General features: G+C 71.4%; 19 protein-coding genes, 1 tRNA gene and 1 pseudogene. 12 read left to right on the top strand and 9 right to left on the bottom strand.

The window, feature by feature from the left end:
- Positions 1-705 precede the first annotated feature (705 nt).
- From BN3788_RS16480 to BN3788_RS19415, 4 genes and pseudogenes are all read left to right on the top strand, one after another.
- Positions 706-1,593 (top strand): hypothetical protein, encoded by an 888-nt coding sequence (locus BN3788_RS16480; RefSeq protein ID WP_147525157.1) that lies wholly within the window; start codon positions 706-708, stop codon positions 1,591-1,593.
- A 294-nt stretch (positions 1,594-1,887) separates the two neighbouring features.
- Positions 1,888-2,250: pseudogene (locus tag BN3788_RS20260) on the top strand (IS1634 family transposase); the annotation flags it as partial.
- 164 nt (positions 2,251-2,414) lie between these two features.
- Positions 2,415-6,206 (top strand): YobI family P-loop NTPase, encoded by a 3,792-nt coding sequence (locus BN3788_RS16470; protein WP_147525156.1) that lies wholly within the window; start codon positions 2,415-2,417, stop codon positions 6,204-6,206.
- 425 nt (positions 6,207-6,631) lie between these two features.
- Positions 6,632-6,735: transfer RNA gene (locus BN3788_RS19415), tRNA-Val, on the top strand.
- Between the two features lie 44 nt (positions 6,736-6,779).
- On the opposite strand, the gene BN3788_RS16465 is transcribed toward BN3788_RS19415, so the two are convergent.
- From BN3788_RS16465 to BN3788_RS16445, 5 genes are all read right to left on the bottom strand, one after another.
- Entirely contained in the window at positions 6,780-7,538 is a 759-nt protein-coding gene (locus BN3788_RS16465; protein ID WP_108723877.1) for a YqjF family protein, read from the bottom strand.
- 61 nt (positions 7,539-7,599) lie between these two features.
- Positions 7,600-8,187 (bottom strand): DoxX family membrane protein, encoded by a 588-nt coding sequence (locus tag BN3788_RS16460; protein WP_066588480.1) that lies wholly within the window; start codon positions 8,185-8,187, stop codon positions 7,600-7,602.
- 204 nt (positions 8,188-8,391) lie between these two features.
- The gene (locus tag BN3788_RS16455) at positions 8,392-8,859 is read right to left on the bottom strand and encodes an NUDIX domain-containing protein (protein WP_066588473.1); all 468 of its coding nucleotides are present in this window, start codon (positions 8,857-8,859) and stop codon (positions 8,392-8,394) included.
- Positions 8,860-8,910: 51 nt separating this feature from the next.
- Positions 8,911-9,537, bottom strand: a complete 627-nt coding sequence (locus BN3788_RS16450) for a nucleoside/nucleotide kinase family protein (RefSeq protein ID WP_066588470.1) — start codon at positions 9,535-9,537, stop codon at positions 8,911-8,913.
- Positions 9,538-9,571: 34 nt separating this feature from the next.
- Positions 9,572-9,955 carry a VOC family protein gene (locus BN3788_RS16445; protein WP_066588467.1) on the bottom strand — a complete coding sequence of 128 codons (384 nt, stop codon included), beginning with the start codon at positions 9,953-9,955 and terminating at the stop codon, positions 9,572-9,574.
- A 169-nt stretch (positions 9,956-10,124) separates the two neighbouring features.
- Between BN3788_RS16445 and BN3788_RS16440 the strand changes: the two genes are divergently transcribed.
- The 4 genes from BN3788_RS16440 to BN3788_RS16425 all read left to right on the top strand — a co-directional run bounded on the left by BN3788_RS16440 (position 10,125) and on the right by BN3788_RS16425 (position 16,700).
- The gene (locus BN3788_RS16440) at positions 10,125-11,609 is read left to right on the top strand and encodes an SDR family oxidoreductase (protein WP_066588464.1); all 1,485 of its coding nucleotides are present in this window, start codon (positions 10,125-10,127) and stop codon (positions 11,607-11,609) included.
- Positions 11,610-11,747: 138 nt separating this feature from the next.
- A complete protein-coding gene (locus BN3788_RS16435) occupies positions 11,748-13,754 on the top strand; it encodes an ATP-binding protein (RefSeq protein ID WP_066588461.1) in 2,007 nt (668 codons plus the stop codon).
- A 121-nt stretch (positions 13,755-13,875) separates the two neighbouring features.
- A complete protein-coding gene (locus BN3788_RS16430) occupies positions 13,876-16,224 on the top strand; it encodes an eCIS core domain-containing protein (protein ID WP_066588459.1) in 2,349 nt (782 codons plus the stop codon).
- Between the two features lie 2 nt (positions 16,225-16,226).
- Complete coding sequence (locus tag BN3788_RS16425) at positions 16,227-16,700, top strand: YbjN domain-containing protein (protein ID WP_066588458.1); 474 nt, start codon at positions 16,227-16,229, stop codon at positions 16,698-16,700.
- Between the two features lie 4 nt (positions 16,701-16,704).
- Here the strand turns inward: BN3788_RS16425 and BN3788_RS16420 are convergent, their stop codons facing one another.
- A complete protein-coding gene (locus BN3788_RS16420; RefSeq protein ID WP_108723895.1) occupies positions 16,705-17,217 on the bottom strand; it encodes a mycothiol transferase in 513 nt (170 codons plus the stop codon).
- A 142-nt stretch (positions 17,218-17,359) separates the two neighbouring features.
- On the opposite strand from BN3788_RS16420, the gene BN3788_RS16415 reads away from it, so the two are divergent.
- The 3 genes from BN3788_RS16415 to BN3788_RS16405 all read left to right on the top strand — a co-directional run bounded on the left by BN3788_RS16415 (position 17,360) and on the right by BN3788_RS16405 (position 21,624).
- Positions 17,360-18,376, top strand: a complete 1,017-nt coding sequence (locus BN3788_RS16415) for a magnesium and cobalt transport protein CorA (protein WP_066588457.1) — start codon at positions 17,360-17,362, stop codon at positions 18,374-18,376.
- Positions 18,377-18,690: 314 nt separating this feature from the next.
- Positions 18,691-20,079: a glutamate decarboxylase gene (locus BN3788_RS16410; protein WP_066588450.1), complete on the top strand. Its 1,389-nt coding sequence runs from the start codon at positions 18,691-18,693 to the stop codon at positions 20,077-20,079.
- A 9-nt stretch (positions 20,080-20,088) separates the two neighbouring features.
- Entirely contained in the window at positions 20,089-21,624 is a 1,536-nt protein-coding gene (locus tag BN3788_RS16405; RefSeq protein ID WP_066588447.1) for an APC family permease, read from the top strand.
- Here BN3788_RS16405 and gtfA read toward each other — a convergent pair.
- From gtfA to BN3788_RS16390, 3 genes are all read right to left on the bottom strand, one after another.
- Positions 21,616-23,151, bottom strand: a complete 1,536-nt coding sequence (gene gtfA, locus BN3788_RS16400) for a sucrose phosphorylase (protein ID WP_066588444.1) — start codon at positions 23,149-23,151, stop codon at positions 21,616-21,618. The two genes, BN3788_RS16405 and gtfA, sit on opposite strands and share 9 nt — an antisense overlap.
- 74 nt (positions 23,152-23,225) lie before the next feature.
- Positions 23,226-24,179: a DUF72 domain-containing protein gene (locus BN3788_RS16395; RefSeq protein WP_082813012.1), complete on the bottom strand. Its 954-nt coding sequence runs from the start codon at positions 24,177-24,179 to the stop codon at positions 23,226-23,228.
- On the bottom strand, positions 24,176-24,559 hold the full coding sequence (locus BN3788_RS16390) for a DUF1622 domain-containing protein (RefSeq protein WP_066588441.1): 384 nt from the start codon (positions 24,557-24,559) through the stop codon (positions 24,176-24,178). The genes BN3788_RS16395 and BN3788_RS16390 overlap by 4 nt, the downstream gene beginning before the upstream one ends.
- A gap of 157 nt (positions 24,560-24,716) precedes the next feature.
- Here BN3788_RS16390 and BN3788_RS16385 point away from each other — a divergent pair, with 157 nt between their 5' ends.
- Positions 24,717-26,096: an NAD(P)/FAD-dependent oxidoreductase gene (locus BN3788_RS16385; RefSeq protein ID WP_066588436.1), complete on the top strand. Its 1,380-nt coding sequence runs from the start codon at positions 24,717-24,719 to the stop codon at positions 26,094-26,096.
- Positions 26,097-26,104 lie beyond the last annotated feature (8 nt).

Genomic DNA, 26,104 nt, shown 5'->3' with positions numbered 1-26,104 from the left:
CACGGCGAACCTGCTCGAGCACTCCCTGTCGCGAACAATGTACGCGGCATACGGAACGCGCTAAGCCGTGGCGCCATCGATCAGCCGCATCAGTCGCATCAGTCGCCGACTCTCGACCTCGCCTAGGAGATTCCGGACGTCCGCGGTGTCCAGCCTGAACGCTTCGGCGATTGCCGGCACACCCCGCGGCGGCGCAGGCGACTTCGCCTGCATTCCTCTGGGATGCCGGCATCTCCCTGCGTTGACGAGAGCGCGGTCGCCTGCGCGCAACACGTCACCGCGAGGCGCTCGAGCGGCGGTCGCGCCTAGGACTTCGTGGTGCGGCCTTGTTCGACCATCCAACGAGTCAGCGGCTTTGGCCTGATAAGGCTCTGGGCGAGGCGGATCCATGAGCGGTTGTCCCCAGTGTCAACGCCGGGCGAAAGTTCACCCCCTGCCACTGTCGATCCCTGATCAGTCGTCAGGCGTCGGCGACAACAGGTTGCGGACGCGGTTCCGGTAGGTGGGCGAAGTGGCTCCGGTTCCTGCCTGAACTGCAGCCGCGAACTAGCGGGCTGGCCGTGGGCCTCAAGGCCCGGGCGCGCCTGAGAGGCTCGCGGGCATCAGACTCGCACACAGCCAAATCGGTCCAGAACCGTCCATTTGCTCCCTGCGCCCCGGTAACGTCCGGTCATGACCTTTGAGGCGCTCCCGAGCGGGCTCGAGGTGCTCATCGAGATCCTTAGGCAGCTCGGGGTGCACGCGGCCGCCTTGGCGGCGATCGTCACCCTGGTCAACCTGGCTGGGTGGGTGCGCGGTCTGCTTGGCGCCGCACGAACCACCTCGGCCGCCTCACGCTGGATCGCACGCCTGTCCCAGGATGGCTGGAAGGCACTGGGTCCCCTCGCCCGCCGGCTCATCACGATGGCCCTGCTGCTCGTAGGGCAGACGGTGGCTGTAGCGCTCTTCTACGCCTCGCTCCAGGTCGCCTATGCGTTGCCTCGCGTGCCCTACATCTGGGAACCCGGCGGCGACTGGCAACCGTTCGGCGCGACGGTGCTCACCGCGCCGCACGAGAACATCGCCTGGCCGGCCGTGGCAGCCTGGGTGGCCCTCGGGGTCGTGGCGGCGTTCGACGCGGCCCTGATCGGGCGGCAGAAGATCCTCGAGAAGACCGCCGAGCAGGTCCTCAAGGTCTTCGCATTCGTGTGCGAGCTCGCTACTTTGGGCGGGTGCCTGGGTGCGGCGCTGTTCGCCATCTTCGGACTGCTCGCCTTCGCGGACCAGGACGGTGGGCACAACATCACCGTGTTCGGCACAGCCGCTGCGCTCGGCGCCATAGCGCTGTTTGCAGGGGCAGCGGTCGCGCTCGGGGTGGAAATGTTGGACGTCACGCGACGGGTACTTCGACCGTCCAGAGGGCCCCGGAACTCCCCCACCGGTCACGTCGACGGCGTGTACAGAAGCGGCCCACGGGCCCCACAGAGCCGCGAGCCGGACAACGAGCACCGCGAGCACCTCGCCGGGAACCCCGGACAGCTTCACGTCCCGATCGGCACCAGCCAGCAGGTCCCACGACGTCGCGACCCCCGCGGTCCCCAGTCGTTCGGCTAGGCACGTCAGTCTGCGCGCCGCCGGAGCGCTCACACCCAGGAAGGTCGCCGCGTCCGCGGGACGGTCAGCCCCGCGGTCTGTCAGAGCCTGACCCGGTTTCCCGGACAGTTGCGGTTGGTTGATCATGCCGCTGTGGGAGCAGAGTGAAGGGCGGACGTGACGCCCGGACTTGCACAGGCGTCGGCAAGGCTCGGAGCGTCGAGTCGGGCCGGGCCCAATGTAGTAGTCGTGGGTCTTGGCGACCCGTCTCGGACGGGGTACCACGGTGCGACACCCTGCCGACCTAGGGTGCCCCTCAAGGGGTACGTCACCAACCCGCCGACCACGACGATGGAAGGTGCGGCCGTCATCGCTGCCTACCACGACCTGTGGAGGGTCGATCAGTCGTTTCGGATGACGTAGTCCGACCTACGCGCCCGGCCCGTGTTCCACCACCAGCGCGACGCGCTCGAAGAGCACCTGACCGTCGTGTTCGCCGCCCTGGCCGTGGCCCGCGACCTGCAAGACGCCACCGGAGTCAGCACCAAGAAGTTCGTCCAGACCCTACGCGCGGCACGCTCCGCAATCATCAAGGTCAACGGTCGAAGACTCACTCTCGACCCCGAGCTCACCGACGCCACCCGCGCCATCCTCACCAGTCTCGACGAGGGTCACTAAGCGATTGGCACGACTCAGGCTTGAGCTCGAACCGCGCCGACCGGAAACCGCACGGCCGATGATCCTCGCGCCAGCGCAACGCTGCGTCGACGGCGAGTGCCACCGCATGATGTCGCGAGTCGACGCTCGGCAGCTCTGTGGGCACGCCCCCCTACCATCCGACCATGGATACCGTGCGCCGCTGGCTTCAGACTCTCGGCCGTCACGAGACGGCGGCGAGCCTGCGGGCTTTGAGCCCTCAGTACGAGAAGGAGGAGCACTCCTACTACGTTGCCGCTTTGGTCGCCCAGCTAGTGCGCCTCGGGTCGAGTGCTCCACGCAACATCGCGCTCACGGGCCACTACGGGAGCGGGAAGAGCAGCGTTCTCCTCGAAGTTCACCGTCGCATCAACGCGAAGCGACGTTTCCTGCGGCGCCAACGCGGGAAAGCCGTCAACGTGTCCCTGTCAAGCCTCGGGACGGACGAGCCGCCAGCTGGGCGCATCGGAGGTGACGGTGCCCCACCCGCTTTGACGAACCTGATCCAGAAGGAGATCGTCAAGCAGCTGCTGTACCGTGCGCGACCCCGCCGCATGCGCGGGTCCCGCTTCCGGCGCCTGGACGTCTTCCATCCATTCCCTGTCGCGCTCTGGGCGCTAATCCTGTCCGCAAGCATCGCGGCGATCGGCCTGCTATTCGGACTGCTCGACCGTGTGTCCGACGCGTTGCCGCCCAACTGGGTCGAAGCCGTCCTGTGGGCACCATGGGCAGCCGTCGGCGCCCTGGTCGTACTCGGCGCAGCGCTGGGATGGAGCGCCGCACGAACCTTGCACAACCGGGTGCGGATTGGCGACGCTTCGGCCGGCCCGGTCAAGGTGTCGCTGAAGGACGATTCGTCCTCGTTCTTCGATGCCTACCTCGACGAGTTGGTCTACTTCTTCCAGGCATCCCGCACGTCAGTCGTGATCTTCGAGGACCTAGACCGCTTCGATGATCCACACATCTTCGAGTCTCTGCGTGAGCTGAACACCGTCCTCAGCAATGCCGAGCAAATCCGCTACCGCCCCGTACGGTTCGTGTACGCGATCAAGGACTCGATCTTCGAAACCGTCACAGAGCCCAACAACGACCAGGAGCGGGAAGCAGCGGAACCCGCACCGACACCCGAGCTGGTCACCGCCGCGCGTCGAAGCTCCCCCGGGCGGCGAACCCCCGAGCCGGTCATCGAACCCGAACCAACCCCGGCTGAGCCCCCCGTCGACGAGACGGTGCGCCGGGAGGCCACACGCAACCGCACGAAGTTCTTCGACCTCGTGGTGCCGATCGTCCCGTTCATCTCCCACCGCAACGCCAGGGAGCTCGTCCGACGCGAGATGAAGGGGACCGAGGTTGGTGAGCCGCTGGTGGACCTCGTCGCGCCGTACCTCACCGACATGCGTCTCGTACGCAACATCCGCAACGAGTTCGACGTCTTCGCCGCTCAAATCCTGCCACCGCGCGGCCCAGAGGGTCTCGGCAAAGACCAGCTCTTCGCGATGATCGTCTACAAGAACCTGCACCTCACCGACTTCGAGGCTATCCGCGAGGGTGAGAGCGTTCTGGACGACCTGTACCGGAAGTACCGCGACGCGGTGACCGAGGGCTCGCTCAACGCGCAGCAAGAAGGAAGCCGCGTCCGAACCGCGATCAACACGCTCAACGCCGGACCTCAGCGCGCAATCGAGTTCGGTGCGCGGCTCAGGACTATCGCCGGCCTCGCGGTAAGCCACAACAAGCCCTCGACCGGTGCCCGGCTCGGGGCCATCACATACAGCCCCGACGAGCTCGGCGAGACGAGCTTCTGGCGCGCCTGGTCACAGTCGGGAGCCGAGCTCCACCTGCTCGATCGGTACAACAACGTCACTGCGAGGATCACAGCCGAGGATGTGCCCGCCATCTTCGGTATGACCCTGGATGCCGACCGATGGGACGAGAGCCAACGCGCGACACTTGAGCAGGAGGAGCACAGTGCTTCCAAGCGTGCCCGCGACATCGCGCGCATGACGCTTCAAGACGTCCTCGCGGACGACTCACTCTTGGTGCCCCAGGAGACCGGTCCCGGTGCGTCGCTTCTCCAGTTCGCCGAGAAGGCGCTAGACGACCTCACGCTCGCGCTGGTCCTCCGCGGGTACCTGCTCGAGGAGAACTACGCCTTGTACGTGGCGCGGTTCCACGTAGGGAAGCTCACCCTGCGCGCGATGAACTTCATCCTGCACAACGTGCAGCACAACCGGCGCGACGTGACGTTCGAGTTCCTCGGGACCGTCAACATCGACGCGGTGATCGAGGAGGAGCGCGATCGCTTCCTCGAGGGAGAGGCCATTTTCAACCTCGAGGCGTTCGACCACCTCCTGGCAACCGCGCCGCAGCGGCTGTCCGTGGCACTCACCCGGCTCGCCGACGACTCCGAGGAGAGCACCGCGTTCCTCGACGCCTACCTCACCCGTGACCACATCGAGGCCCTGGTGCGGCTGCTGGCACCGCAGTGGCCGGGCATCTTCACCTACCTGGCGACCGAGGGCCGCCTCGCACCCGACGTCGCGCTCCACCTCTCGGACATCGCGATACAGGCAGCGTCCGCGCAGATCACTTACAAGACGAGCACCCACGCGAGCGACCTGCTCCGCGCACTCACCGCGCACGGTTCGGTCTTCGTCGACCCCGACACCCCGCGCGATCTCGACGTGCTCGTCTCGCTCCTGCACCAGTTCGAAATTGAGATAGCTGATCTGCGACCGCTCGCAGACATCGTTCGCGAGGAATCCGTGCGACAACGCCTGTACCCGATCACCGCGATTAACCTGCGCACCGCAATCGGGGCTGACTCCATCAGCCTCGACACCCTGTGGGCCGACCCAGATGTCTACCAGCACGCGCGAGCGCACCTCCAGACGTACCTCGAAGCGCTCCCCACGGACGAGTTCTCCCTACTCCCGGGCGGCCCGTGGCGCGACGTCGTGAACGACCTCGCTACGCACCAGCCGAGCCTTCTCCAGGACGCGGTGGAGCGGAGCGCGGCGGACGTACGAGTCGCGTCGCTGAGTGAGGTCGACGAGAGCGCGTGGGGCGTGCTGGCCAGGACCGGCCGCTTCGAGCCCACTGCTTCCAACCTCACCCACTACCTCCAGGCCTGGTCAGCCGACGAAGACCTCACCACCTACCTCACACTCGTGAACGACGACGTGGAGCTGGATCTCGTGGAGCCCGAGACCTCGGCGCTCGCACTCACCCTGGTCAACTCCGCTCCCTTACCACCGCATCGGCTCGTGCCCCTCGTGCAGCGCCTCAAGCCGACACCGCTCGGCATCAGCGACCTGACCGCAGACGCAGCACCCTCAGTACCCCTTCTGGTCGCCGCCGGCCTTCTGCCGGACGACGCCCGGGCTTACCAGTTCCTCCGGACGTACCCTTGGGCGGCTCGCCACGAACTCGTCATCGCGTCTGAGACTTTCGCCGGCTACCTCACCGAGCTGGACCTTGACCAGGAGGAGTTCCACGCCCTGGCCACCCAGAGCGACGTCCCGGCATCGGTGAAGGCGAAGCTCTTGGCCGACCTCGCCACGTTCGAGGACGTTCTCGACGCACCCTCTGCGACGTCGCTCGCACAGTGGGCTCACGCGCACGACCATGAGGTCGGCCTGCCGGGCGTGGTCCTGCTCGCCGAGAACGGTGCCAGCGCGACCAGTGTCCTGGACGTCCTCGCCCCCATTGTTGGTGTCCTCGATTGGAACGAGATCGTCCCCGTGCTCACCGCACTGGGCAGCCCCTACGACGAGTTGATGGTCACCGGCGTACACAAGTGGCTACCGTTGCCCGCCAGTGATGGGCTCCGCCAACTGCTCCGGCGACTCGAGTCCCTGGAGCGGGTCACGAGTTTCGACGAGCCCCTTGGTCGGGATGAGTTCACGATCCGACGCAAGGTGAACCCACCAGGCTGAGGCGCGAATCCGGGCTTCACGACCCCGACCCCGACAGCGCAGACGGCGTCGGCAGTCCGACGGCACGCCTCGACCTATGACTGCCACCGGCGAACTAGCTCGACGACCGCTTACTAGGCGCTCACACCAGTGGAGTCGGCGGGGCCGCGCACGAACGTGGGCGGCCGTCAGTACCCATGCAGTTCCCGTTCTTGTCGGTCGAGCCGTCCCGCTGGACCTCCGCGGCACTCCCGCAGCCGGCCGCGTCGACCTCAAGACGGGTGAGCAAGGGGGGCGACGCATGCGCAGTGGGCAGGTGGGCCATCTGCCGGGCGGTCCATCCGACAGCGGTTCTCAACCTGTGAGGCCGAAGGGATTCCCTTGAAAATCCCTGATAGCCAGACGTTCCCTACTGTTCCTTATCGTTTCTTACGGTCCCCTGAGCAGGGCGTTAGCAGTTCCCTGTAACGCTGACAAACGCGCAGGTGGACTCTTGAACTCTTCCCTGACACGGAAGAGGTCACTGGTTCGATCCCAGTATCGCCCACCACAACGAAGCCCCAGGTCATCTGACCTGGGGCTTCGTTCATGCGGTCACCGGCTGAGCCCGGGCAGCCCGATGCGGGAGTCAACGCCGGGCGAGTAGTGCGCCATTGGCGTGCCGTCGGGGCGCGGGAGCCCGACGGCGAGGAGCGGTCCGTGCAGGTCGCCCTCGAGCGTCGCGTCATGCAGCGGCCACGGCTCGTGGCTGATGGGGATGCGCCACCACCTGCCACCGGCGCGGCCGTACGCCGCCCAACGCCCGGTGAGCGAGTCCAGCAACGGTGTGCGCGCGGCGTCGCCGATCGGCGGCCCGATGGCAGTCCGCGCGTCGAGTCGCCAAGGACTCCCGCTCCGCCCGATGCGGCCCGCGAACCGGTACTGGACGGAGTCACCGGCCTCCGAGGTGGTGCGGGACACCTGCGCGTCGGCGTGGACGTAATGCAGCCCCACGCACCGCATGGCGGCGACGAACGCCCGGCGTGGGCAGGCGAGGGAGAAGAACCACACGCCCTCGCGGCCGTCCGGCCCGCGCACGTAGGTGCGGACGTTCACCTCGGGGAAGGCCGACCAGACGGGGATCGGCGGCAGCGGCGGCGTCCGCACCCCGCCCATCCGGAAGGGCACCAGGCCCACCCAAGCCGAGCCGTCCAGGACCTGCGCCTCCAGCCCGGCGGGCAGGAGCCGCTGGACGACGTCCGGGTCGTAGCGCCAGTGCGCGAACGTCAGCTCCGTCCACCGCTGGGCGTTGACCGGCCACGCGATGTGGCGCTCGGGGTGCCGCCTGCTCACGGTGGGCGGAGGAAGGTCCATGCGAGCAGGGTGACACGGACGGGCTCCCCCGCGTGGGCGCCTGTCACGCGGGCGAGCGCGGTCACCGGAGCAGCGGGGCCCGCCGCACGAGTCGCAGGGCCGCCCAGCGCCGACCGAGCCCCCACGTGTCGCCCGCCAGCAGCAGCGCGCACACGACCAGCACGAGCGTGTAGACCAGGTGCTGGTCGACGATCGGGTTCATCGAGCCGTCCTGTGGCGGCCACTGGGTCACCCACAGCGTCATCATGAGCAGCGAGCCCGCGCAGGCGGCCAGGCGCAGCCCGATGCCGAGCACCACCGCGAGGCCGACCCCCAGCATGCCCAGCATGAACAGCCAGTCGGTGACCGGGCTGGCGATCGAGGCGAAGAGCTCTTTCGCGGGTCCCACGGCGCCGTTCTGCAGGTAGCCCTGGCTGGGCGTGCCGCCGTCGAGCCAGGACGGCGCCACGGACCCGTCCGGGCGTGGGGCGCCGGTGCTGTGCCGCAGGCCGAAGGTCTTGTCGAGGAACGCCCAGAGGAAGACGAACCCGGTGGCGATGCGCAGGCAGGCGAGCACGCGGCGCCCGCGGCGGGTGGTGACGACGTCGAGCTGCGAGGGCTCCGTGCTCGGCGCCTCGGTGGACGGGCGGGCGAATTGGGTGCTGGCCATGGTGGCTTCTCCGTGGTTGACGACGCGACGCTGCGTGGTGCTGGGACGGACGCCGCCACGATGCCGGGCTGTTTCCGCGGGCCACAAGGACGTCATGCAGGACGGACGTCCGTGCGCCGGGGTTCCGGCCCGCCGACGGCCACCGTCATCGGCTCCGGCGGGACGCCCGTGGGCGTGGGGTCCTCCCCTACGTGGCGGGCGTCGTCACGGCACGTCGGCGAGGGCGGCCCGGAGCCGCTCGAGCAGCTCGGCCTGGCCCGCCACAACCGCGAGGACGGCGTCGTCGAGCGGCAGCCAGCGGGCGCGGTCGAGTTCGGGGAACCGTTGGCGGCGTCCGGAGCGTGGTGGCCATTCGAGCTCGAAGGTGTTGCTGGTGATGGTGCTGACGTCCAGGTCAGCGCGTCGCGCCCAGGCGGTGACGGTCTTGCCACCGCGTTGGCGCACCGTGCCGAGGAACAGCTCGGGGCCGGGCGGGGGTGGGCGCCCGATCTCCTCCGTGAACTCGCGCACCGCGGCGGCGTGGGCGTCCTCATCCGGCGGGTGTTCGCCCTTGGGGATGGTCCAGGCCCGTGCGTCCTTCGCGGCCCAGAACGGGCCGCCCATATGCCCGAGGAGGACCTCGATCTCGGGGGCGCTCCCCCGGTAGAGGAGCAGTCCGGCGCTGGTCGTCATGTGTCCCACGTTCTGGACTGTCTCATCTGGTGGCCGCCCGGAGGCCCCGCGTCATCGTTCGACGACCAGTGCCGGGCGCCTCGGATCATCGAGCCGGACCACGATGTCGGCCACGTCCTCGGGCTGGGTCTCGGCGTCATATCGGTCGTAGGCGGGGAGCGTCCAGGCCTCCTCCGGCGGGGTGCGGCGCCGTCGGGTGTCGGGCCGCAGGGCGAGATGGACGGTCAGGTCGAGGTCCAGCCACCGGCCGAGCAGCAGGGCCCCGTCGAGGACCAGGACGGCGCCGTCAGGGGCGCGCTCGTAGGCGGCGCGGGTGGCGCGGTCGCGGTCCGCGTCCCAGAGGGTCGGGAGGTACCGCCCGTCGCCGGCGGCGGCCAGCGGGTCGAGGACCTCGCGGGCCAGGGCCCCGTGGTCGACCCAGTCCTCGAAGTAGGCGTCGGGATCGTGCCGGCCGTGCTGCAGGCGCACCGAGGCCGGCCGCAGGAAGTCGTGCGCGTGGACGCGCACCACAGGCCGTCCAGCAGCCCGCAGCGGGTCCACGAGCGCGTCGGCGAGCCTGCCCGGATCGGCGCCGGGATGGCCGTCGACCGCCACGCGCAGCCGCCCGGTGGGGCGCGCGCCGATCTGCTGGACGAGGTGGTGGACCACCGCGTCGGGTGTCATCGGGCGTGCGCGCACCGGGCCATTCTGCGCGAGGGTGTTCAGCGTGGCCTCAGACCGAGGACTCCACGTTGAGGATGTTGCCGTCCGGGTCGGAGAACCACACGGATCGGAGGTCGCCCATCGTGCCGATCCCGTCGGACCAGACGATCCCCTCGGCCTCGAACGTCTCGAACGCGATCCCGTGCTGGCGCAGGTTCGCGATCTCGTCGTCGAAGTCGGTGTCGTCGACCTGGAAGGACATGGCGGTCGACTGGTTCGTGCCGGCGAAGGCAGACGGGTAGACGAGGAAGCGATCGCCCCCGGCGTTGTAGAAGACCCCTTCGGGAGCCTCTCCGTCAGTGGCGACGAATCCGAGCGTCCCCTCGTAGAACGCGCGTGCCCGGTCGAGGTCCGCGACTGCCAGTGTGGGGCAGGGCGCGTAGTCGGAAAGCATGGCTCCTCCAGCGGCGGACCGCGCGACCGTCGCCCGGTCGGCCTCCTTCGAACGTAAGTCGGCCGTGCTGCGGGGTCAAGGATCGCCAGGCGCGGCCCGTACAGTAAGCGCGGCTCATCTCGGGGTGGCCGGTTGACCGGCCCCAAAGGACGTAGGACGGCACAGCAACATGACGGCGACGGACTCCTCTGACGTGCGCGCGGCGGGGGCCGCCGAGGGCGTGGACCCCGCGGACCTCGAGGTGTTCTTGCGGGTGATCGACCAGATCGGCGACCTGCCCTCGGACCACCCCCACCTGGCGGTGGCGCGACGGGCGACCGCGGCGCTGTTCAAGGCGGCGAAGAAGCAGCGCCGCACCGAGAAGCGCACGGCGATCAGCGAGGCGGACCGCGCCGTGGTCGCGGCGACGGCCACGGGCAGCCCGGGGCGCATCGACGACGAGACGCGCGGCCTGCCGATCACGTCGAATGCGCAGGGCGCGATCGCGGGGACGCTGCTGCGCGCGCGGCCGTGCTACATCTGCAAGGAGGCGTACACCACCGTCGACGCGTTCTACCACCAGCTGTGCCCGTCGTGCGCGCGGCTGAACCATGCGAAGCGTGACGCGCGCACCGACCTGACCGGGCGCCGTGCGCTGCTGACGGGCGGGCGCGCGAAGATCGGGATGTACATCGCGCTGCGCCTGCTGCGCGACGGGGCGCACCTGACCATCACGACCCGGTTCCCCCGGGACGCTGCCCGCCGGTTCGCGGCGATGGAGGACAGCGCCGAATGGCTGCACCGGCTGTCGATCGTGGGCATCGACCTGCGTGACCCGGCGCAGGTGGTGTCGTTGGCCGACTCGGTGGCCGCTGCGGGTCCGCTCGACATCCTCATCAACAACGCGGCGCAGACCGTGCGCCGCTCCCCCGGCGCCTACTCGCCGCTGGCGGACGCCGAGTTGGAGCCGCTGCCCGCGGGGCCCATGCCCGAGATCCGCACCCTGGGCCACACCAGTGACGCGCATCCGCGAGCGCTGGCCGGCGCGGTCACGGAGCTCACCAGCCCCGCGTTCGAGCTGGCGACGCGCCAGGATGTGGCGTCCATGGCGCTGACGGCGGAGGCGGCGTCGCTCGAGCGGCTGGTCGCCGGGACGTCCATCGACGCGGGCGGCCTGGTGCCGGACACCGGGGAGACGAACTCCTGGGTGGCGACGGTGGACCAGGTCGACGCGATGGAGCTGCTCGAGGTGCAGCTGTGCAACCAGACGGCGCCGTTCATCCTCATCAGCCGGCTGCGCCCGGCGATGAAGGCGTCCCCCGCACGCCGCACCTACGTGGTGAACGTGTCCGCGATGGAGGGCGTGTTCTCCCGCGGGTACAAGGGGCCGGGGCACCCGCACACGAACATGTCCAAGGCGGCGCTCAACATGCTCACGCGCACCAGCGCGGAGGAGATGGCGCAGGACGGCATCTTCATGACGGCCGTCGACACGGGGTGGATCACCGACGAGCGGCCGCACCCGACGAAGGTGCGACTCGCCGAGGAGGGCTTCCACGCGCCGCTGGACCTGGTGGACGGCGCCGCGCGCGTGTATGACCCGATCGTGCGGGGCGAGGCGGGCGAGGACCTGTACGGGTGCTTCTTGAAGGACTACGCGCGCTCCGCCTGGTGACCGGGTGACAGTGGGGGCTCGAGTGCGGGCTCGACTGCCCTGACGAGCGTGGCGGGCCCGTCGTCGGGCGCGCGCGCCAGTAACGTGCGCTCCTGCTGGGCGCCGGGCCCAGCCCGCCCCGCCACCGCCAGGAGTGCCATGCGCCGCCACCTCGCCCACGTCGTGACCCAGGTCGCGGGCGCCGTCGACCACCGGGCGCGGGCGCCGCAGGCGCACGATGAGGCGTTGGACCGGCTGCGCGAGCTCGTCGCCGTGCTGCGTGCCGACCACCCCGAGGCGGACGCCGAGGCGGACGCCGGCGCGGACCGGGTCGCCGCCCTGGCGGAGATCTTCGGCCTGGACGCGTTGGACGTGCGACTGCTGATGGTGGCTGTCGCCCCCGACGTCGACGCGAACCTCGGCACGGCGCTCGACCTGCTGGGCGGGTCGGGCCTGACGGCCACGGGCGGCCACGTCACCCTCGGCACTGCCCTGGAGCTGTGCGGGCTCGGCAGCGGCTCCGCCGAGGCGCGCGCCCGGCTGCACCCCTCGGCCCCGCTGCGCCGGCGCCGCCTGCTCCTGGTGCACGGCGACGGCCCATGGCTGGGGCGCACCCTGCAGGCGCCGGACCGCGTGGTCGGCCACCTGGTGGGCGACGACACCCCCGACCCGCTCGTCGCGACGATGACCGTGCCCGCCGAGGGCGTGGACCTGCCCGAGGCGCAGAGCGTGGCGCGGGCCGTGGAGCTCGGCGTGCGGCTGGTGTACGTGCGCTCCCCCCTGGGCGCGCCTGGGGCCGCGGTGGCGGCCGGGGCGTTCAGCGCGCTCGGCATCCGGCCCCTGGTCGTGGACCTGCGACGACGCCCGGCGGGGACGAGTGGCGCCGGGGCTGTCGCTGTGGCCGCGCGTGAGGCGGGCATGATCGGGGCCGGGCTCGTGGTGCTGGGCGTCGACGACGCGATCATGGCGGCCCCCGACCAGCCCGCAGACCTCGCCGTGGTCGAGGCGCTGGGCGACGCGGCAGTGCCCGTCGTCGGCGTCGGGCACCGGGGGTGGGACCGGGGCTGGTCCCGCGACCTCCCGCTGTGCGTCGAGGCGACGAGGCTGCCGCCGGCCGTGCGCGGCCAGGTGTGGGACCGCGAGCTGCCGGGCGCCGACCTCGCCGCCGCCGAGTGGCGGGACGTGATCGGGCTGCGCCTGGAGCCCGGCGACGTGGCCTCGACGGTCCGGTACGCGCGGATGCTCGGCGCTGTGCGCGAGGAGCCCGTCGGCCCGGCGCTGGTCCGCGAGGCGGCACGGCGGCTGGGCGGGGGCGCGGGCGGCAGGCTGCCCGGGCGCACCAGCGCCACACTCTCCGACCTGGTGCTCCCCGACACCGCCCGCCAGCAGGTCGCCCAGCTCATCAGCTGGGCCCAGCACCGCGACGCCGTGCTCGCGCAGGGCCCGGTGCACGGCCAGGGGGGCAAGGGCTCGGGCCTCGCGGCGCTGTTCAGCGGCGGCCCGGGCACCGGCAAGACGCTGGCCGCGCACGTCGTCAGCGACGCGCTCGGCCTGGACCTGTACCCGGTAGACCTGTCGAGCGTGGTGGACAAGTACGTCGGGGAGACCGAGAAGAACCTCGAGCGGGTGTTCCACGAGGCCGAGAGCCTCAATGTGGTCCTGTTCTTCGACGAGGCGGACTCGCTGTTCGGCAGCCGCTCCGAGGTGCGCGACTCGCGGGACAGGTACGCCAACCTCGAGGTGTCCTACCTGCTGCAGCGCATGGAGCAGTTCGACGGGATCGTGCTGCTGGCCACGAACCTGCGCGCCAACTTGGACGCCGCGTTCTCCCGGCGCCTGCACTTCGTCATCCACTTCCCCGACCCGGACGTGCCCACCCGCCGGAGCCTGTGGCGCCAGCACCTGACCCACCTGGAGCCGCTGGACGCCTCCGACCCGGTGGACTTCGACCTGCTCGCGGAGGGCGTCGAGCTGGCCGGCGGCGACATCCGCAACATCGTCATGGCGGCGGCCTACGACGCGGCCGCCGCGGGCGGGCGGATCGGGATGCGCACCCTGGCGGCAGCGGCCCGGCGCGAGTACGCCAAGCTGGGCCGCCGGATGCCCCCGGGCGGGTTCGCCGACATCCCGCCGCCCGCGCCCGCCCTGCCCTCCGCGCGCGGCTGAGAGGCCGCGACACCGCTCCTGCCTGCGCAATCACTACGGAGTTTCCCCAGGACCGCTCCCATGCGCCCGCACCCCGCTCGTACTGTGGCGGGGACCATGCACCCCGCCTGAGGAGCCTGCCGTGAGCGAGCGCACCCGTCCTGCCGCCCGAGCCGGACACCAGCGGAGCGAGTCGTCCGCGCCCGACGGCGCCGCGCCCAGCAACGCGCGACGGCTTGCCGCCCCTGGCCTGGTGCACGCGAGCGACGAGCGCCTGCGCCGCGCTGCCGCGGGGGCCGACCTCCTCGGCGGCTCCGACGTGGACGCCGACGTGGTGGCCACGCTGCGCCGCCGCCGGGGCCAGGGCGCCCCGCTGCCCGCCGACGTCGCCCGGTCCATGGGCGAGCAGCTCCAGCGCGACATGTCGGACGTGCGCGTGCACGCCGACTCGGAGGCCGACACGCTCAGCCGGTCCGTGCAGGCGCGCGCGTTCACGCTGGGCTCCGACGTGTACTTCACGGCCGGCTCGTACAACCCGCGCAGCGCCGAGGGCCAGCACCTGCTCGCCCATGAGCTGACGCACGTCGTCCAGCAGTCCGCCCCGGGGGCCGGGGCAGTGCAGCGCTCCGCGATGACCGTGGGCCGCGCGGACGACCCGGCCGAGGTCGAGGCCGAGCGCAACGCCGCGCGCGTGGTGCAGGCGCTGCGCCGCTCCCCCGCCGCCGCTGCCACTGCCGCGCCCGTGGCCATCGAGCACCAGCACGGGTCGGGCTGCGGCCACGACATGACGATCCGCCGCAACTTCCTCACCAATCTGTTCAGCAGGACGCCCGCGGCGCCGCCCGCGCCTCCCGCGCCGACCCTGGGCGTCCGCGAGCGCGGCGTGCACGAGGCCGAGACGGACGACCCGTCGGCGCTCGACCAGCTGGCCGACATCGCCGACGCCATCCTCGCGATCAAGGACGCGACGGTGACGAAGGAGGAGAAGCACGTGCTCGGCGACATGGACGGCGGCGACGCGGCGGCCGGCCTCTACGGATCGGGCATGGGCCTGATCAAGCTGGGCATGGGCGCCAAGGACGTGTTCGGCGCCGCGGGCGACCTGCATGCCGCCCGTCAGCCCGGCGGGGACTCACTGGCGCGCAACGACAAGGGAGTGGAGCTCGAGGGCGGCCTGTGGGACTTCCTCGGCGACGCCACCGGCACGATGGACTCCATGGCCGGGGCGGCCAAGGGATTCGGCGGCCAGGACATCCCCGTCTTCGGGGACATCGCCAACGTCTACACCGGCATCGCCAAGGGCAAGCAGGCCCTGGAGGACGGAGCGACCGCCGGACGGCTGCACAACCAGAAGATCAGGGTCAAGCGCGAGCAGGACCACCACCTGCCCAACCCGCACCGGCTGGCCAGGTTCCGCGAGTTCGCCACCGCCTACCGGGGCTACCAGGCCGAGACCGCCGCCGCGGCCGCCGTCGTCGGCGAGACCGCCGAGAAGAAGGCCGAGCGCAAGCTGCGCCAGAAGGCCGCGTCCGCCGCGAAGAAGACCACCAAGGCCGAGGACATCACCCGCTTCGGGACCGTGCTGGCCGGGTACACGGGATCGGACCCTTCCGTCGCAGGCGCCGACGACGCGACAGTCCTGGCCTTCCTCAACCACTGCCGCGACCAGGACCACAAGGAGTTCGGCTACGGCACCGAGCACCGCAAGCGCGCGGAGCTGGAGTACGCCACCGCCCCGACGGGCTTCAGCGCGGACTACACCGACACGCGGAGCCTGGGCAAGCTCGCCTCCTTCGGCACCCGGCGCAAGGCGGAGACAGCGGCCGTGAACGCCGTCGAGGCCGCGGGCAACGTGATGGACGCCGCCGGGACGGTGTCCGCCGCCGGCGACTTCGGCGCCACGAAGATCACCGGCAAGGCGCTCAAGGCCGCGGCCGCCGGCTACTCCACGCTCAAGTCGGGCGTCAAGCGGGCCAAGCGGATCCACCACCTGCGCACCGTGAAGAACGAGATCGGCTACGGGGGCACGACCGACCGCGGCGCCTGGTGGGGGGCCAAGCAGTTCTTCGGCGGGAAGGTCGACGCCTCGCAGGCGAACGTGCGCGCCGCCATCGCCGACCCCACCCAGGACATCGCCCAAGGGCGCAAGGGCGCCACGCTGCTGTCGACCGCCACCGCCGAGCAGAAGGCCGCACTGGCCAAGCGGGTCACCCGGCAGGTCTTCCGGCGCATCGACGACCTGGTGCGCTGCCTCGGCAGCACCAACCCGCAGGTCTTCGCGCGCGCCTCCAAGATCCTGCACATCATCGCCGAGACGAACCTGGCCGGCTTCTTCGCCAAGATCGACGCGAGCGACCTGGCGGAGTTCCGTAGGGTGTCCCAAGCCGTTGCGGGCGGATCCGCGTCAGCGGACGACACGGCGCTCTACCAGAAGCACCGGCAGAGCATTCACAACATCGTGGAGCGACAGCTCCACGGGATCGGCGGTTGAGCATGTCCACGACTGATCTGCGGGCCCGGGTCGCCTCCTTCTTCGAGGCACGGGAGTGGGTCGTCGAGGCGGCCGAGGACCCGAGCCTGATGCTGCTGCACACGACCGACGACGAGGCCCAGCCCTGGCCGGTGCTCGTGCACGTCAACGACGAGCCCGCGGGCGTGCGGATCTTCTCCGTGCTGCCCGACGACGTGCCCGCCGAGCACCGCGCGGACGTCGTCGAGCTGCTCGCCCGGATCAACTACGGCCTGCTGTCCGGCGCCGTGGAGATCGACCTGGAGGACGGCGAGGTGCGCGCGCGCACGGGCATCGAGATCGGCGAGGCGGAGCTCGACGGCCCCGCCTTCGACGCGCTGCTCGAGGCGGCCCTCGTCACGAACCTCGCGCTGATGGACACGTGCTGGGACGCGCTGCACGACGTCGCCGCCGGGCGTCTCGACGCGGCGTCGGCGGCAGACCAGATCGACTTCTGACCGTCTATCCGCGAGCGCGGGCGAGGCCCCGCACGTAAGCCGCCTGGCCGGCATGCTGCAGGTCGTCGGAGAGGACGCTGACCAGGCGGACCCCGAGGGTGACCGGCGGGTCCCAGGACGTGTCGACGATGCGGTCCAGATCGGCGGCGTCGACCCCGGCCAGGAGTTCCACCGTCCTGGCGTGCACGGCGTCGTGGTAGCCCGCGAGCGCGTCGGCGCTTGCCCTCAGGGCGCCCACCTGCTCCGCCGTGTCCCCGTACCCGGTGTCGCCGGGGGGCCGGGGGAGGTCGAGGCGCTCCGCCCAGCCGTGTGCTGTCCACACCTGCGGCAGGTCGAACGCGTCGGCGACGTGGTCGTCCTGCACGCGGGTGAGGTGCCACACGAGCCAGCCGATGGTGTTGGCGCCGGGCGCCGGGCGCCACGCGAGGTCGTCGGGAGTCTGTCTCCGCAGCGCGGCGTGGACCACCTCCCGCACGCGTCCGAACCCGTCCACCAGCACATCGCGCGGCTCAGCCATGGCGTGCACGCTGCCACCGTCCGTTGCTCGGGGCAACACACCGGGCGTGACGGGGTGGGTCCCGAGCGCGGGAGGGCGGGACATGATGGTCTGGCCGACGGCCGGCATGCGCCGTGCGGCCCGCACTTGGAGGTCTTCGCCCATGACAGTGATCGACAACGCCATCTACGTGGACGGCCGGCGCCGGGCCGAGCCGGAGTCGCTCGACGTGACGTACGAGCTGCTCGCGAGCGAGGGCGGCATGGCGTGGATCGGGCTGTACCGGCCGGACGACGCGGAGATCCACTCGATCGCCCACGAGTTCGATATCCACCCGTTGGCGGTCGATGACACCATCAGCGCGCATCAGCGCCCCAAGCTGGAGCGGTACGGCGATGTGCTGTTCACCGTGCTGCGGCCGGCGCGGTATGTCGACGAGGACGAGCGGGTGGAGTTCGGAGAGCTCCACGTGTTCACGGGCGCGGACTTCGTGGTGACCGTGCGCCACGCCGAGTCGCCGGACTTGGCGAAGGTGCGCCGGCGCATGGAGGCCTCCCCCGAGCTGCTGCGCCTGGGCCCCGAGGCGGTGCTGTACGCGATCCTCGACCAGATCGTCGACGAGTACGCGCCGGTGGTGGACGGGCTGCGCAATGACATCGATGAGATCGAGGACGACGTGTTCGCCGGCAAGCCGGACGTGTCCCGGCGCATCTACCAGCTCTACCGCGAGGTGATGCTGTTCCAGCGGGCCACCCATCCCCTGCTCCGGATGCTCGCCGCGTTGCGGGGCGGCTTCGACAAGTACGGCGTCGACGCAGATCTGCGCCGCCACCTGCGCGACGTCGAGGACCACGTGGAGCGCATCGTGGAGAAGGTGGACTACTACCGGGCGCTGTTGGAGAACGCGCTGACCCTCAATGCGACGGTGGTGACCGAGCGGCAGAACGAGGAGATGCGCGCGATGACGAGCGCGAGCCTGGTCCAGAACGAGGAGGTCAAGAAGATCTCCGCGTGGGCGGCGATCCTGTTCGCCCCCAGCCTCGTCGGCGGGGTCTACGGCATGAACTTCGCGAACATGCCCGAGCTCGACTGGCCGCTCGGCTACCCGATGGCGCTGGGCCTCATGGCGACCTGCTCGGTGGTCTTGTTCGCCGTCTTCCGCAACCGCAAGTGGCTGTGAGCGGGCGCCGCGGGCTGGGCGCGCCGGTCGTCGTGGTCGGACGTAGCCTGGCTTGACGCAGGGTGGAAGTAAGGGGGCAGACATGACACCACCCACGACGACCTCTCGGACTCCGCCCCCCTGACGCGGGCACGCGTCCGCGGGTGGCGCCCACCCTCCCTGTGACCGGCGCCCCTCGAACCGGCCGGGCATAGCCCTGGCCGGGCGCCTTGGCGTCCCTGCGCCCCACCCCCTGCTGATCACCGGCCGCGGCGGCGACGTCACGGGCGACCGTTCGAACGAGGCCCGGCCACGGGGCCACAGGAGGATGAGAGATGTCGACCAACGAGAGCCTGAACGAGAGCCTGAACGCCGCGGACCCGATCTTCGCCCGACGCGGCGAGGGCACCGTCTCCTCACGGACGTCCATCGACGAGGAGTCGATGCTGCCCGCCACCGCGTACCAGATCGTCCATGACGAGACGATGCTCGACGGCAACGCGCGGCTCAACCTGGCGACCTTCGTGGGCACCTGGATGGACGAGCACGCGATCAAGCTCTACAACGACGCGTTCCAGAAGAACATGATCGACAAGGACGAGTACCCCCAGACCGCCGCCATCGAGCAGACCTGCTGGAAGATGCTCGGCGACCTGTGGCACGCCCCGGACATCTCGAAGACCATCGGGTGCTCGACGATCGGCTCCTCGGAGGCGTGCATGCTCGGGGGCCTGGCCCTCAAGCGGCGCTGGCAGGAGGCCCGGCGCAAGGACGGCAAGTCCACTGATCACCCCAACCTGGTGATGAGCTCGGCCGTGCAGGTCTGCTGGGAGAAGTTCTGCAACTACTGGGACATCGAGCCGCGCCTGGTGCCGATCCCCGAGGAGCACAAGACGCTCGACGGGCACGACCTGGACAAGTACGTCGACGAGAACACGATCGGCGTGGTGTCGATCCGGGGCGTCACGTACCCCGGCATGTACGAGCCGGTGCAGCAGGTCGCCGAGGCGCTCGACCGCATCCAGGAGAAGACCGGCCTGGACATCGCGATCCATGTGGACGGCGCCTCGGGCGCGATGGTCGCCCCGTTCCTGCAGCCCGAGCTCGCCTGGGACTTCCGGGTCGACCGGGTGCACTCGATCTCCACGTCCGGGCACAAGTACGGCCTGGTGTACCCGGGGCTCGGCTGGGTGGTGTGGCGTGACAAGGAGTACCTGCCGGAGTCGCTGATCTTCTACGTGAGCTACCTCGGCGGCGACATGCCCACGTTCGCGCTGAACTTCTCCCGGCCGGGCGCGCAGGTGCTGCTGCAGTACTACCTGTTCCTCCGCCTGGGCCGGAAGGGGTACTTCGAGGTCCAGAAGGCCTCGCAGGACGTCGCGCTGTTCCTGTCCAAGGGGATCTCCGAGCTCGGGCCGTTCGAGCTGTGGAACGACGGCAGCGACATCCCGGTGTTCGCCTGGCGGATCAAGGAGGGCTACACGGACAAGTGGACCCTCTACAACCTGCAGGACCGGTTGCGCACACGCGGCTGGCTCGTCCCGGCGTACCCGTTGCCGGACGACCTGTCGAACGTGACGGTGCAGCGGATCGTGGTGCGCAACGGGCTGAGCATGGACCTGGCCGCGCTGCTGCTCAACGACATCAAGACGCAGACGCAGTACCTGGACGGCCTCGAGGGCGCCGTCCCGCAGGAGGCCCCGCAGTCGGCGTTCCACCACTGAGCGTCACCGGTGGCGAGCGGGCGGGCCTCGTCTGCGGGCGACGACGCGCCCGCCATCGAGGAGTCGGAGCCGGTCCAGCCGATCCGGGCCCGGGCGCGCCGGCGCCCGGGCCCGTGGGCGCGCGGCGGGCGGGGTCTGCTGGGGACGTCCGAGCTGGCCCTGCTCGCGGTGGTCGGCGTCGTCTCGATGAGCACCGTGCCGACGATGGCCGCGTACGGGCTGGGCGCCGTGCCGTTCCTGCTCGTGCCGGCCGCGCTGTTCCTGGTCCCGGTCGCGCTCGTGGCCGCCGAGCTCGGCAGCTCGTGGCGGGGTGGTGTGGCGGTGTGGGCGCGCGAGGGCCTGGGGCCGCGCTGGGGGCTGGCGGCGGCCTGGCTCCAGTGGGTCCAGGGCGTGGTCCGCATCCCCGTGCTCCTCGCCTTCGCGGCGGCGTGCCTCGCCCTGGCGTTCACCGGGCCTGGGGCGACCTCCTCGGGCCTGGGCGCCGCGCTGGTGATCCTGGTGCTGTTCTGGGGGTCCACGCTGCTCGTCGCGCGCGGGGGGACGATGTTCGCCCGGGTGGCGGCCTGGGCGGGCGCGCTGGGCGTCCTGCTGCCCGCCGCGCTGCTCGTGTGCCTCGGCCTGGGGTGGGTCGCCACCGGCCAGCAGTCCGAGGTGAGCCTGGACGCCACCGAGCTCGTGCCCCCGTACACGGGGGCCGCCTCGATCGTGCTGCTCGTGTCCGGGGTGCTGTCGTTCACCGGCCTCGAGGTGGGCGCCGCGCACGTCGACCAGGCGCGGCAGCCGGCGCGGAGCGTGCCGCGTGCGATGGCGGCCGCCGCGGCCCTGGTGGTCGGGGTCCTCGTGCTGCCCGCCGTCGCGATCTCCCTCGCCGTGGAGCGGGATGACACGGGCCTGAGCGCCGTCAACCTCGCCCTGCACCGCTACCTGGACCACTGGGGCGCGGCGTGGGCCGTGCCGGTGGTCTTGGCGCTCCTCGCGGTCGGCGCTGTCGGCTCGGCGATCGCCTGGGCCGCCGGGCCCAGCCGCGGCCTCGCGCTGGCGGGCCAGTCCGGGCTGCTGCCGCCGCTGCTGCAACGCGTGGGGCCGACGGGCGCGCCGCACGGCATCCTGCTCGCGCAGGGCGCGGTGGTCACGGTGCTCGCCGCGCTGTTCGCCCTCACCCCGGACGCGTCTGCGGTGCTCGTCGTGCTGCTGGCGATGGCCGCGGCGCTCTACTTGGTGATGTACATGATGCTGTTCGCGGCAGCGGTGATCCTGCGCCGCACCCAGCCCGGCGTCCCCCGCGGGTTCCGGGTCCCCGCGCTCCCCGTCGTGGCCGGCATCGGGTTCCTCGCGTCGTTGGCCGGGTTCCTGGTGGCGTTCATCCCGCCGACCGACGCGCTGGTCGGCGTCGAGTCCTACCCGTGGCTCATCGCCGCCCTGGTCGTGGTGGTGGGGGCGCCGCCCTTCGTGCTCTCCGCCCTGCGCCGCCCGGGCTGGGACCGCCGCTCCACGGGCGAGCGGGCCGCTGCCGGGGGCGAGGTGCTGGTGAGCCCCTCAGGCTGACGTGCCGCCTGCGCTGTGCCAGTCCGGCTCCAGCAGATCGGGCGTGTGGCGCTGCCGCCCCTGCGCGTCGGTCCACGCGACGGACGCGCGGCCCGCCATGAGGTTCGCGGTCAGTGTGGCCCGGTGCCCGCCATGCGCCCAGGTCATCTGGATCACCCCGGGGGCGCCGGCGTGGCTGAACTCGCCATCGAACGCGGGGTGGGCGTTGCGGAACCGGATCAGCTCGAAGAGCGCGGCGACCACGGGACGCGCCAGATGCTCCTCCAGGTCCGACGTCAGGAACTTGCGCCGGTTGATGTCCCGGCCCACGCCGGTCTGGGCGAGCAGCGCCAGGTCGTTGTGCCCCGCGAGCAGCCCCACGTAGTACACCTGGGGCAGGCCGGGGATGAAGAACTGCAGCGCCCGGGCCAGCAGGTACCGCTGGTCGTCACGCCCCACCGCCTCGTAGTACGTGGTGTTCACCTGGTAGGCGTCCACGTTCGACGCGCCCGCCCCCGTCGACGCGCGCGACTCCTGGTCGGTGTGCTCGTGGATGCCCTCGACGATCCGGTCGATCTGCTCGACGGCCAGCAGGCCCGGCTGGTGGCCGTCGAGCTGGGACGGCCCGATGTCCATCACGCCGATCCCATCATGGGTGTCCAGCACGGTCACGGAGTTCGACGGGCGCACCCCCAGCCAGCGGCGCAGCGGGTCCCCGTCGCCGGTGTACAGGCTGTAGAGGACCAGGGGCGGCAGCGCGAAGTCGTAGACCCAGTCCGCGGTCGACGCCAGCGCCACCTGCTTGGCGTAGTGGGTGTGCGCCTCCACGAGCACCTCCATGCCCAGCTCGTGCGCCCGCCCCGTCAACCGGCGGATGAACTCGAAGGTCGCCGGCGTCAGGAAGCAAGTGGTGCCAGCGGTCTTCACCGCATAGCCGGCCGCGTCGAGCCGCACCATGCGCACCCCCGCCCGGGCGAGGGCCTGCAGCACCCGCTCGAGGTAGGCCTGGGTCTCCGGATCGGAGTGATCAAGGTCGATCTGGTCCGCGGTGAAGGTGGTCCACGCCAACCGGCGCCGCGCGCCCCACGGCACCACGGTGAACGGCGGCCCCGGCCGCGGCCGGAAGATGCGCAGCAGGTCCTCCTCGGTGGCGCCCCGCGTGAACACGTCGCCCATCATCAGGAACATGCCCGGGTGCTCCGCGTCGTCGCCGCGCTCCATCACGTCCAGGAACTGCGGTGCCGCGGACGACATGTGGTTGACGATGACGTCGGCCACCAGCGAGTACCTGTCCGCGAGCGCCCGCACGTCGTCCCAGTCGCCGAGGCGCGGGTCGACCTGGGTGTGGTCGATCGGGTCGAACCCGCCGTCCGCGCCGTCGAAGGGGACGTAGAACGGCAGCAGGTGCACGCCGGTGAAGACGTCCCGCAGGATCGGGCCGTCGAGGAGCCGCTGCAGGCCCGCGAGCGTCGCGCCGAACCTGTTCGGGTAGACGATGAGCTGGACTCCCCGACCCAACCGGGACCGCGGGCTCGACGCAGGGCCCATGTGCCCGCCCTCCCCAGTCCGGCCAGCCTGGTCCCCGGGAATCTCGGGTCCAAATCCGACGATACCCATCGTGATCAGGCCCGCCACCGGTGTGCGGGCCTCAGGCTGGCGCGCTGGCGTCGAGGCGCGCGGCCAGCGCCATGGCGTCGTGCGGGGCGTGGGCCTTGGCGTCGTTGTCGAAGTACACGAGCACGTCGCGCCCGACGGGGCGCGGGGGCGGGACGGGGGCGAGGAGCGGCTCGCCGACGTTGAGGAAAAGTAGAAGAACAGAGGCGTAAGATGGCCGGCAGGGTCAGGGGGGAATAAGGGACAGGGCCCCGGACGCGCCGCGCCCACCGGTCGAGCGCGGCGTCGGTGTACCCGCTGGCGTACAGCTCGGTGTCGCCGTGCAGGCGCACGTACACGAAGTCGGCGGTGACGTCGGCAAGTGCCGGCCAGCGCCCGGGGCTGTCGGCGGCCACCAGCGCCACGTCGTGGCGGCGCAGCAGCTCGACGAGGCCCGGCGCCGCGTACGACGGGTGGCGGGCCTCCAACGCGTGCCGCATCGGCCGGTCGGCGTCCGTGGTGGTGAGCGCCCGGCCGTCCACGCGCTTGTCATGGCGGGCCGCGAGGTCGGCGGCCTGGGCGGTGGTGCGCGGCAGCAGGCGGAGGAACGCCTCCAGTCGGTCCGGCTCGTACGGGAGGCTCGGCGGGAGCTGCCACAGCACTGGTCCCAGGCGGCGCCCGAGCGCGAGCACGCCCGACGCGAAGAAGTTCGCCAACGGGGCCTCGACGTCCGCGAGGCGCCTGATGTGCGTGATGAACCGGCTGCCCTTGACCGACAGGAGGAAGTCGTCGGGCGTCGCGGCGGCCCAGGCCTCGTAGCTCGCGGGGCGTTGCAGGGCGTAGAAGGACCCGTTGACCTCGATGGTCCCCAGCCGCCGCGCCGCGTAGGCGAGCTCGTCGCGCCGCCGCAGGCCGGGCGGGTAGAAGGAGCCCCGCCACGGCGGGGAGTCCCATCCGCTGATCCCGACGCGCGCCCGGCTCATCCGGGGCCGTGGGACGTGCCGGGGACCGTGCTGGAGGCCAGGTCGGGGGCGGGCTGCCACGGCCACCGCCCGGTGATCTCCAGCTCGAGGGAGAAGCTGAGGAACGTGCGGATGAGCACGATGCCGGCCAGGACGCCCACGCTCTCGAATGTGGGGCTCACGGCCACCGTGCGGATGATGTCGGCCGCGACGAGCAGTTCCAGGCCCAGCAGGATCGACCGGCCGAGCTGCTGGCGGAACGGCTGGTAGACCGGGCCCGAGCCCGCCCGGGCCCTGCGCAGCGCTTGGACGCCCGCCGCGATGGCCCCCAGCACGATCGCCGCGACCCCGGCGGCGTCCACGCACTGCCCCACCGTCTCGACGACCCCCTGGAAGCCCACGGCTGCCCTCCTCGTCGCTGGTGCCGGGATGTGGCCGGTCCAGCGTCGCGCTCCTCCCGCGTCTCCGCACCCCCGGCGGGCGCCGGCTCGCCGCGCGGGAGGCGGGGCGCGGGCCTAGCGTCGATGGCGAGCCGACCGTGCGACGAGCGGGGGGACCATGCAGACGAGCCAGGACTCGACCCGGGGGCCGCGCCCCCACGTGCTGGTGATCGGGTCGGGCTTCGGCGGCCTCTTCGCCACCAAGGCCCTGGCGCATCAACACGTGCTGGTCACGGTGCTGGCCAGCACCGGATACCACCTGTTCCAGCCGCTGCTCTACCAGGTGGCCACCGGGGTGCTGTCCGTCGGCGAGGTGGCTCCCGCGACCCGCGAGGTGCTGCGCCGGCAGCGCAACGCCCGCGTGCTGCTGGGCACCGTCACCGAGATCGACCTGGCCGCGCGCACCGTGGTCTCCGAGTCGCCGGCGGGCACGCTGCGCACCTCCTACGACTCGCTCATCGTGGCGGCGGGGTCCGGCCAGTCGTATTTCGGCCACGACGAGTTCGCCGAGTTCGCCCCCGGGATGAAGAGCGTCGACGACGCGCTGGAGTTGCGCGGCCGCATCTTCGGAGCGTTCGAGCTCGCGGAGGTGCGCGCGCAAGACCCCGACGCCACGGTGGAGGAGCTCAGCGCGCTCCTCACGTTCGTGGTGGTGGGCGCGGGGCCCACCGGCGTGGAGATGGCCGGGCAGATCGCCGAGCTGGCCCACCGGGCGCTGCGCGACAACTTCCGCAGCATCAACCCCGCGCGCGTGCGCATCGTCCTCGCCGACTTCGCGGACGCGGTGCTGGGGCCCTTCGACCCGCGGCTGCGCGACCGGGCGGCCGCCCACCTGGAGTCGATGGGCGTCGAGCTGCAGCTCGGCCGGCGGGTCGTGGGGGTCGACCGGGACGGAGTGGACCTCGAAGGACCCGACGGGTCGGTCACCCGCATCGACACCCGGACCAAGATCTGGGCGGCAGGCGTGCAGGCCTCGCCGCTGGGCGCCACGCTCGCGGAGCAGTCCGGCGCCCAGACCGACCGCGCGGGCCGGATCCGCGTGGAGCCCGACTGCACGCTGCCCGGGCATCCCGAGGTCTTCGTGGTGGGCGACATGATGTCCATCGACGGGGTGCCCGGACTCGCACAGGCGGCGATGCAGAGCGCCGAGCACGCGGCCGGCCAGATCGGCCGCCGGCTGCGCGGCGAGCCCACCGGCCAGCCGTTCCGCTACCACGACAAGGGCAGCATGGCGATCGTCTCCCGCTTCTACGCGGTCGCCGAGCTGGGCGACCGCAAGGTGTGGGGGGTGCCCGCCTGGGTGCTGTGGCTCGGCGTGCACCTGGTCTACCTCATCGGGTTCAAGAACCGCCTGACCACGCTGCTGCACTGGGCCGTGAGCTTCGTGGGCAGCGGGCGCTCGGAGCGGACCGCCACCCACCAGCAGGTGATCGCGCGCACGGCGATGCTCGAGCGGGAGACGGACGGGCCGGGCACGAGCCCGCCGACCACGCCCTGAGCGCGGCG

This window comes from Cellulomonas timonensis (assembly GCF_900046455.1).
GTDB lineage: Bacteria > Actinomycetota > Actinomycetes > Actinomycetales > Cellulomonadaceae > Cellulomonas_A > Cellulomonas_A timonensis.
This window is presented reverse-complemented; position numbering and strand designations above follow the sequence as displayed.

What these genes read in the sequence shown, in the direction of transcription:
- BN3788_RS16470 (WP_147525156.1), top strand. Translation starts at nt 2,415, where the DNA reads ATGGATACCGTGCGCCGCTGGCTTCAGACTCTCGGCCGTCACGAGACG.
- BN3788_RS16465 (WP_108723877.1), bottom strand. Translation starts at nt 7,538, where the DNA reads ATGGACCTTCCTCCGCCCACCGTGAGCAGGCGGCACCCCGAGCGCCAC.
- BN3788_RS16460 (WP_066588480.1), bottom strand. Translation starts at nt 8,187, where the DNA reads ATGGCCAGCACCCAATTCGCCCGCCCGTCCACCGAGGCGCCGAGCACG.
- BN3788_RS16455 (WP_066588473.1), bottom strand. Translation starts at nt 8,859, where the DNA reads ATGACGACCAGCGCCGGACTGCTCCTCTACCGGGGGAGCGCCCCCGAG.
- BN3788_RS16445 (WP_066588467.1), bottom strand. Translation starts at nt 9,955, where the DNA reads ATGCTTTCCGACTACGCGCCCTGCCCCACACTGGCAGTCGCGGACCTC.
- BN3788_RS16440 (WP_066588464.1), top strand. Translation starts at nt 10,125, where the DNA reads ATGACGGCGACGGACTCCTCTGACGTGCGCGCGGCGGGGGCCGCCGAG.
- BN3788_RS16435 (WP_066588461.1), top strand. Translation starts at nt 11,748, where the DNA reads ATGCGCCGCCACCTCGCCCACGTCGTGACCCAGGTCGCGGGCGCCGTC.
- BN3788_RS16425 (WP_066588458.1), top strand. Translation starts at nt 16,227, where the DNA reads ATGTCCACGACTGATCTGCGGGCCCGGGTCGCCTCCTTCTTCGAGGCA.
- BN3788_RS16420 (WP_108723895.1), bottom strand. Translation starts at nt 17,217, where the DNA reads ATGGCTGAGCCGCGCGATGTGCTGGTGGACGGGTTCGGACGCGTGCGG.
- BN3788_RS16415 (WP_066588457.1), top strand. Translation starts at nt 17,360, where the DNA reads ATGACAGTGATCGACAACGCCATCTACGTGGACGGCCGGCGCCGGGCC.
- BN3788_RS16410 (WP_066588450.1), top strand. Translation starts at nt 18,691, where the DNA reads ATGTCGACCAACGAGAGCCTGAACGAGAGCCTGAACGCCGCGGACCCG.
- gtfA (WP_066588444.1), bottom strand. Translation starts at nt 23,151, where the DNA reads ATGGGCCCTGCGTCGAGCCCGCGGTCCCGGTTGGGTCGGGGAGTCCAG.
- BN3788_RS16395 (WP_082813012.1), bottom strand. Translation starts at nt 24,179, where the DNA reads ATGAGCCGGGCGCGCGTCGGGATCAGCGGATGGGACTCCCCGCCGTGG.
- BN3788_RS16385 (WP_066588436.1), top strand. Translation starts at nt 24,717, where the DNA reads ATGCAGACGAGCCAGGACTCGACCCGGGGGCCGCGCCCCCACGTGCTG.